The sequence below is a fragment of the Streptomyces sp. NPDC048696 genome (assembly GCF_043198895.1).
In the GTDB taxonomy this organism is placed as follows: Bacteria; Actinomycetota; Actinomycetes; order Streptomycetales; family Streptomycetaceae; genus Streptomyces.
The window spans coordinates 1-7117 of record NZ_JBICVJ010000036.1; the positions used below are offsets into that span (position 1 = coordinate 1).

The following is a 7117-nucleotide window of genomic DNA, read 5'->3' on the forward strand; positions in this document are numbered from 1 at the left end:
GCGCGCGGTCTGCTCCGCAGACACGACGCGCCGTCGCTACGCGACGGAAAGGAATGCAGCGCTTCGCGCTGCTAATTCCGGCGAAGCCGGAATTGCTGCCAACTCCGTTGGCAGAGGCCGAATCGCTCCGCGATTCGGCCTGGCGGAATTCGCTTCGCGAATTCCTTTGTCTGGCTGCGGGATTGGTGCGGCTTGTTTTTCGACCTCCCCAAAGGGCCTTCTGACACTTCGTCAGTACTGGCTCTCAATAACCGGGTTGGCCCTCCGGATTCCCGCACCCTATTCAATTGAAGAACACCGCTCTCCCACAACCGAATTCAGGTGCGCAAGAGGTTCTTAGAAACTCGCTGCACACCCGACGTCAGGCCAGCCGGGCCAACCGAGCGACCGGCAGCCACCGCAAGCGCTCATCTGTCGACTCAAGTGCTCAGTCGGCAAGGGGGTAACGCGAGCTCTTGAGCGAGCCGCCATCCACCACGAGTGTTTCCACCGTTCCACCAGCCACCCCACCGATAGAACACACCATGACCACCGACCCGACCATGCCCGCCCAGCCCCCGACCGTGCCCGTCACCCCGCCGCCGGGACCGGGGTCGGCCCCGGCAGATGCCTCGCTGCGGCGTCTGGTCCTCGCCCTCGCCGGGCTCCTCGCCTTCTACGTCCTGCTCGAACACCCCGCGGCCGTCCCAGCCCTCCAGGCCGTCGGCGCCCTGTTCGCCATCGGCGGCGCCATCGTCGGGTTCGTCTGCCTCGCCAACCGGCGCCCATGAACTGCCATACCGCCGTGCCGCCCAGGCCGCTGTACGTCGCGTGCACGGGTGCGCCCGTACACGCGTGCCCGCGTTTCGCGCGCGAGCCTCCGGCCACAGCGGACCCAGGTCCAAGAACACCCCGCCCGCCAACGCGAGGCGCTGTACGGCGATCTGACGCGCTATCACGTGTCGCCCCGCCGGAAGGCCGGGGCGGGGCGAAAGTGCGGGAGAGGGGCACACAGCGGCTCAGGATGCCTCGTGCTGCTCCAGGTCGGGATCTCCGGCGGGCGCGGGGATCGCGTGCCCAGGCACGGCGGCCTGCTCGTCCGTGAGCGTGATCCCCGGGATGGAGGCGTTCCCGGCGTACGCGATCGCCTGCCACGGCCAGGTGGCGCCCTGGCAGAACTGTTCGGGCCAGGCTATCGGGGTACGGGCGCAATTCCCCACATGCGTACGGATGAACGTCCCCAGGTCACTCCGTGCCGGGCTCGCCATCGAGGGCCTGGAGGCGGTTCTTCAGCCGGTAGCTGGGGCCGTTGATGGAGATCACGTCGCAGTGGTGCAGGAGCCGGTCGAGGATCGCCGTGGCCAAGACCTCGTCACCGAAGACCTGCCCCCATTCCCCGAAGGACTTGTTCGAGGTCAGGATGATCGAGCCCTTCTCGTACCGCTTGGAGATGACCTGGAACACCAGGTGCGCCTCGGCCCGCTCCAAAGGCTGGTACCCGACCTCGTCGACGACCAGGACGCTGGGCCGCACGTAGCTGGCGAGCTTGGTGACCAGCCGTCCTGCCGTCTCGGCGACCTTGAGGTTGCGGACCATGTCGTCGAGGGTGGTGAAGTAGATCGAGTAGCCGGCCCGGCAGGCCGCTACCGCCAGGGCGACGGCGATGTGGGTCTTGCCGACCCCGGGCGGCCCCAGCAGGGCGGCATTCGCCTTCGCCTCCACGAACGCCAGCGTGGCCAGGTCTTTGACCTTGCGCGGTTCGAGTTCGGGCTGGAAGGCGAAGTCGTAGTCCTCGAGAGTCTTGTGGTGCGGCAACCGCGACAGCCTCAGGCCCTGCCGGTATCGGCGGTCATCGCGGATGGCGAGTTCCTCCGACAGCACCAAGTCCATCAGGTCCAGGTAGCCGAGCTTCCCTTCGTCCGCCCGGCGGATGTAGTCGGTCAGCGCCTCGGCAAGATGCGGCAGGTTCAGGCGGGCAGCGGTAGCACGGATGCGGCTACCGGTCAGCTCACTCACGACGGCTCCCGCGGGTTCGGCGGCTGACTGGACGAGCCGGTCTTGGTCAGCTCTTCATAGACCGCCAGTGGCCGGCGACCGACCTCGATGCCGGCGGCCGGGGACTGGTTTAGAAGGTCCTTGAGTGTGCGAACCTGCTGCCGCGGCCCAAGCGAAGTACGGCGTGCCGCAGGTGCCTCGCCGCTCGTGGTGCGGCGCCCTTGACCGGTGGGCAGTCCGTCCCAGTGCCGCTCGTCGACAACCCAGACACCGTGGCCGGGCGCACGCGCGTGGGCGGCCAGCAGGGTGACACCGGCGGCATCCGGGTGTGTGGCGTGCAGCATGACGCGGAACTTCGTCGCGCGGACCTCCACCAGTTGCCGGGGGCGGACCTTACTGGCCGGAACCGAATACAGATTCCCGTCGAACGCGACCAGGCAGTCCTTGCCCACCGGCCGCAGACGCCGTTCGGCGACCACGTAGGTCGACGGCGGCAGAGCCTTGAGCGCGGCACGGTCCCGCGCCGCCCGCTCACCAATCAATTCCTGGTGGGTGCGGTGGCGCTGGGCCCGCCGCCGCGGCACCCAGGAGACGAACGCGGCGTCCAACTCCGCGAGCGAGGAGAAGAAGCGGCCGGACAGGACATGGTCACGGACGATGAGGACCTGCCGCTCCACTCCCCCTTCCCGGTGGGCCGGTGGGCGGCCAGCACATCGATGTTGAAGTCGTAATGCCCGGCGAACCCGGCCGCCTCCGGATGGATCGGGACCGCTTCACCGGGAGCGACATGCCTGCGCACCACCGTCTTGGTCCGGTCGTAGACCACCGTCATCGGAACCCCACCGAAATGCGCGAACGCCCGGTGGTGGCAGTCGAAGAACGTCCGCATGTCCTGACCGGTGGTGAAACAGCAAAACGGATCCCGGGAGTAGGACAAGGTCATGTGGAACGAGTACCTTCGCGATACCCACATGAGCCAGGATCCGGCCCTCGTCGCCCCAGTCGGCCTGGGCCTGGGCACCCGGGACCACCTCGAACCGGCGGTGCATCCCCGCCAACTCCCCCGGCTCCAAGCCCAATTCGCCCGCGATACGCGCCCGGGCATCACAGGCGTAGACCTTGACCCGCTGATACGAGCCGGTGAACCCGTAATCCTGAACCAGCCGTTCATGGATCACCGACGACTTCATCGCCGGCTCGGCCCGCAGCATGGCATCGACCAGCGGCGCAAACGGGTCGATCAACCGTCGCCGGGACCGCCCGCTCGGCAATCGCGACAGCGGAAGCACAGGACCGGGCGCGGCCAGATACTTCCGTACCGTCTTACGATCCAGCCCGGTCACCCGGGCGACCTCCGACCCACTCATCACCCCGGCAGCCAACAACCCACGAAAACGCCGCAGTTCCGCCCAGCGATAGGGATCCAGAACCATCAGAGGGACCTCCCCTCCCCCGCGCCTGAACAAGAGAGTCACCCCAAAAACAACATCACCGCGACGTCAACCGGCCACGTTCATCCGTACGAGGGCGGGGACGTTCACACATACACCGACAGCTCGCTGAACGAGAAAAGCCTCAGTACCGCCCAATACAGCTGAACAACCAGCAGTTCGCGGACACCTCCACTGATCAGAATCACCGGTTCTCGACAGATAGGGTGACGCGGTGAACTACATCGTGACCTACACCCGGGACCTCATAGAGGTGATCGCCCGCCTCGACGGCGAGCAGCGCGCCGCCCTGGCGCGGATCGAGGCATCCCTCGCCAAGGACCCCTGGGGCGGGGGCTCCACCCAGTTCGCCGGACGCGACCACGCCCGGCAGATCCTCTCCCTCCAGGGCGCACCGATCTGCCTGACCTACAACGTCGTCGACCTCCCCTGGATACGGCTGTGCGTCGTCGAAGCCCTGATGGACCGTACGCCGATCACGCTGCACCTCGACCGTGACCGCGTCCACGCGGGCGACGACGACTTCCCGGGCCACACCATCGCCGAGAGCCGTACCGTGCCCGGGAACATGACGATCGGCGAGGCCGTCGACGCGGTCACCCGTGGCCGCGACCGCTACCCCCTGGCCTCCATCGTGGGAGGGGCGACCTGGGTGCTGTACGGGGGCAGGGGCGTCGCGCTCGCCGTCATCACGTACGGGGAGCAGCGCGAGGAACCCAGAATGGTTGCCGACCCGGACCTGGCACTGGCCACCCTGGCAGGTCCAGACGGGAGCGTGTCGCTCCACTTCCACTGCTTCCACCAGGACGACCCGCAACAGACCTGGCAACGCCTGCGCGACGCATGAAAAGCCGCTTCACCGCTACCCCGCCCCACCTGCCAAGATTCTTAACAGCACCCACCCTGTACGGATCCGTACGAGGTTCGGCGCCCGCAGACAGGCGCGCGGCGGTACTGCCCGCTCGCCGCCTTGTTGCTGCTGCCCTGGGCGCCGGGGTCGAACGGGAGTCCAGAAGGCGTTTCGCCCGAAACGCCTTCCTGGTGATGAGGATTCCTGGATTTGGCTCTGTCCGCAGTTCCGTGAAGCTCAGTGGTCGGGAGCCACGAGGTCGGTGCGCTGCGCGTAGGTTTCCAGAGGCTCCGCTGATGCCCACCAAGACCTGTAGTAGTCCCTGAAGGAATTGACGGCTTCAGTCGTCTCCAGGCTGTGTCCGCTCATGAAAGATCCATCCGCGGTCAGGAGCAACAGGACCGCGGTGTCGTCAATGATTGCCATATTGACCGCGTCGACACCGCTGTTGGTGGTCACGACTCGGGCGTGGTAGTTGGCAAGATCGTGCATCTCTTCGTAGTGCTCTCGCAGCCACAGGCGCATGGCGCTCTTGCCGGGCTCCTGGGCAGGGACGCCGATGATGCGGTGGAATGACGCGCCGGGGTTGCGCCGAGTCCAGTCGGCCGCGGCCCTGAAGTACTGCTGTGCGGCCGGGGATTGGAAACTCGGCGGGGGCGTGTTGCGCACGTAGCTCGTGTAGACATGACGCTCGGCGGTGCGCACGAGACGGGCGAACGACAGGAAGAATTCGTCACTCGTGCGGTAGTGCGTGGAAGCTGTAGGGGCCTGACGATCACGGATCTCAATGACGACTGATAACAGGACATAGAGCACTGCATAGATGAGCGGTATCTGCCACTTCACGTCCCACGCGAAGAGGTTCGCGACGATCGACCCGCCAATCACGAACAGGAGAGCGAGCAGCAATAACTTCTGCTCAATAGATTGCAGATTGACCACCCGTCGCACCTGCCCCACCCCCATTGCGCCTGTGCACCTGCCTGCGGGCAGGCAGGTGGCGCTTCGTGTCTACCCCTCAAGCTGAGTCAGGATGCGGGTCCGGAGAAGTTCGAACGAGGCTCGGCCGTACATAGCCCGCTTGAGCGTTTTCACTCGGTTCACGTTGCCCTCGACGATGCCGGAGTTCCATTCGAGGGTGAGGCCGGCGGTGACGGCGTCGAGGTCCTGGCGGCCCCGGCGGGGCGGGGCCGACCGGCCGTGTACTGCTCGCGGAGCTGTCAGGCGCGGGCCTACCGGAGGCGCAGGCAGCCGCCGCTGCCGGAGCCAGTGGCGCCCGAGGTACCGGCTGTCAGGGAAGGGCGTCGGCGGGAGATCGCCGAGGCGGTGTGGCGGATCGCAGCGGGGCGGGGGCTTCATGAGGCGAGCATGCGGGAGATCGCGACAGAGGCCGGTGTCTCCCTGCGCTCGGTGCAATACCACTTCGGGAGCAAGCACCAACTCCTGGTTGCCGCACTGGAGCTGCTGCACCAGGACAACGAGCGGCGGGCCCGGGAGCGCGTCGGCCACGACCCAGGCGATGCCCGGGCCCTGCTCGCGGCGGTCCTGGAGGAGTTCCAGCCGCTGGACGCCGAACGGCGCCTCGCGCTGCGGGTGTTCGCGGCGTACTACGCCCGGAGTCTCACCGATCCTGCGCTCGCGGCGGTCTTCCTCAGCGCCGAGCACCCGCTGGAGGACCTGGTCGCGGGCATCATCGGGCAGGGGCAGGCCGACGGCGGCTGCTGCCCCGGCCTCGACGCGCGCCACGAGGCCGACCTGCTGGTGTCCGGAGCGGTGGGCCTGGGCAGTGACATGCTGCACGGCCGCCGCACCGCCGCCGATGTTCTGCGCACGCTCAATTACCACCTGGACCGGATCTTCGCCCCGGAAGTCGGATCCTGAGTTTCCGGTGCCAGTAGGCTGGTTGACCGGGATCGGTCTCCCTCGGCCGAACCCGTCGGACAGGCCCTAGGCCCTGTCGTCAAATGACGATCTTCAGTGGTGGATCATGGTTGGGTGATACGTCGTCATGAACTGTCCGATGCCGAGTGGGAGTTTGTCCGCCCGCTGCTGCCGGCCTCCTTGCGGGGCCGGAGGCGGTTGGACGACCGGAGGGTCCTCAACGGGATCGTGTGGAAGTTCCGCACCGGGGTGGCCTGGCGGGATGTTCCCGAGCGGTACGGGTCGTGGGCCAAGCACACCCGGTTCCGCCGGTGGGCCAAGGACGGCACCTTCGAGCGGATGCTCCAAGCCGCGCAGGCGAAAGCCGACGTGGCGGGTGACATCGACTGGCTGGTGTCAGTGGATTCCACCATCGTGCGCGCTCACCAGCATGCCGCCGGGGCCCGAAAAGGGGGCTTCACGGGCCCGCGCTCGGACGTTCGCGGGGTGGCCTGACCAGCAAGATCCACCTGGCCTGCGACGGGTTCGGCCGGCCGCTCGCCTTCACCCTCACGGGCGGGAACACCAACGACTGCATTCAGTTCACCGCCGTGATGGAGGCGATACGGGTGCCCCGGCTCGGCCCGGGACGGCCCCGGGTGCGGCCCGCCCATGTGCTGGGCGACAAGGGCTACAGCTCGAAGGCGATCCGGACCTGGCTGCGGCGCCGCGGTATCGGCCACACCATTCCCGAGCGGGCAGACCAAGTGCGCAACCGGGCCCGGCGTGGCAGCCGGGGCGGACGCCCGCCCCGCTTCGACAAAGAGCTCTACAACGGCGCAATGTCGTGGAACGGTGCTTCAACCGTCTCAAGCAGTGGCGCGGCATCGGTGAGGTCGACTCGGGGCGCCCTGCTGGTGTTTCCATCAGTGGGTTTCCCCGAGCCGCCTCCCGAACCCGGCGTGCCCGTCTCCGGGCACCG

Annotated in this window: 6 protein-coding genes and 2 pseudogenes; 4 read left to right on the forward strand and 4 right to left on the reverse strand. The window is 67.4% G+C overall.

Features of this window, described 5'->3' with window-relative positions:
* The first annotated feature begins 524 nt into the window (after nt 1-524).
* Entirely contained in the window at nt 525-770 is a 246-nt protein-coding gene (locus ACGFRG_RS36315) for a hypothetical protein (RefSeq protein WP_393271021.1), read from the forward strand.
* 228 nt (nt 771-998) lie between these two features.
* Here ACGFRG_RS36315 and ACGFRG_RS36320 read toward each other — a convergent pair whose 3' ends face one another.
* The 3 genes and pseudogenes from ACGFRG_RS36320 to istA all read right to left on the reverse strand — a co-directional run bounded on the left by ACGFRG_RS36320 (nt 999) and on the right by istA (nt 3407).
* Nucleotides 999-1247 (reverse strand): hypothetical protein, encoded by a 249-nt coding sequence (locus tag ACGFRG_RS36320; RefSeq protein WP_393271024.1) that lies wholly within the window; start codon nt 1245-1247, stop codon nt 999-1001.
* The gene (istB, locus tag ACGFRG_RS36325) at nt 1225-1995 is read right to left on the reverse strand and encodes an IS21-like element helper ATPase IstB (RefSeq protein WP_393271027.1); all 771 of its coding nucleotides are present in this window, start codon (nt 1993-1995) and stop codon (nt 1225-1227) included. Before istB ends, ACGFRG_RS36320 begins: the two co-directional genes overlap by 23 nt.
* Nucleotides 1992-3407: pseudogene (gene istA / locus ACGFRG_RS36330) on the reverse strand (IS21 family transposase). The gene istB and the pseudogene istA overlap by 4 nt, the downstream one beginning before the upstream one ends.
* Nucleotides 3408-3639: 232 nt before the next feature.
* On the opposite strand from istA, the gene ACGFRG_RS36335 reads away from it, so the two are divergent.
* The gene (locus ACGFRG_RS36335) at nt 3640-4272 is read left to right on the forward strand and encodes a hypothetical protein (protein ID WP_393271030.1); all 633 of its coding nucleotides are present in this window, start codon (nt 3640-3642) and stop codon (nt 4270-4272) included.
* Nucleotides 4273-4512: 240 nt separating this feature from the next.
* Here the strand turns inward: ACGFRG_RS36335 and ACGFRG_RS36340 are convergent, their stop codons facing one another.
* Nucleotides 4513-5217, reverse strand: coding sequence for a hypothetical protein (locus tag ACGFRG_RS36340; RefSeq protein WP_393271033.1), 705 nt, complete (start codon nt 5215-5217; stop codon nt 4513-4515).
* 384 nt (nt 5218-5601) lie between these two features.
* On the opposite strand from ACGFRG_RS36340, the gene ACGFRG_RS36345 reads away from it, so the two are divergent.
* Complete coding sequence (locus ACGFRG_RS36345; RefSeq protein ID WP_393271036.1) at nt 5602-6156, forward strand: TetR/AcrR family transcriptional regulator; 555 nt, start codon at nt 5602-5604, stop codon at nt 6154-6156.
* A 114-nt stretch (nt 6157-6270) separates the two neighbouring features.
* Nucleotides 6271-7024: pseudogene (locus ACGFRG_RS36350) on the forward strand (IS5 family transposase); the annotation flags it as partial.
* Nucleotides 7025-7117 lie beyond the last annotated feature (93 nt).

Coding starts and splice junctions, on each gene's coding strand:
- ACGFRG_RS36315 (WP_393271021.1), top strand. CDS start 525: ATGACCACCGACCCGACCATGCCCGCCCAGCCCCCGACCGTGCCCGTC.
- ACGFRG_RS36320 (WP_393271024.1), bottom strand. CDS start 1,247: ATGGCGAGCCCGGCACGGAGTGACCTGGGGACGTTCATCCGTACGCAT.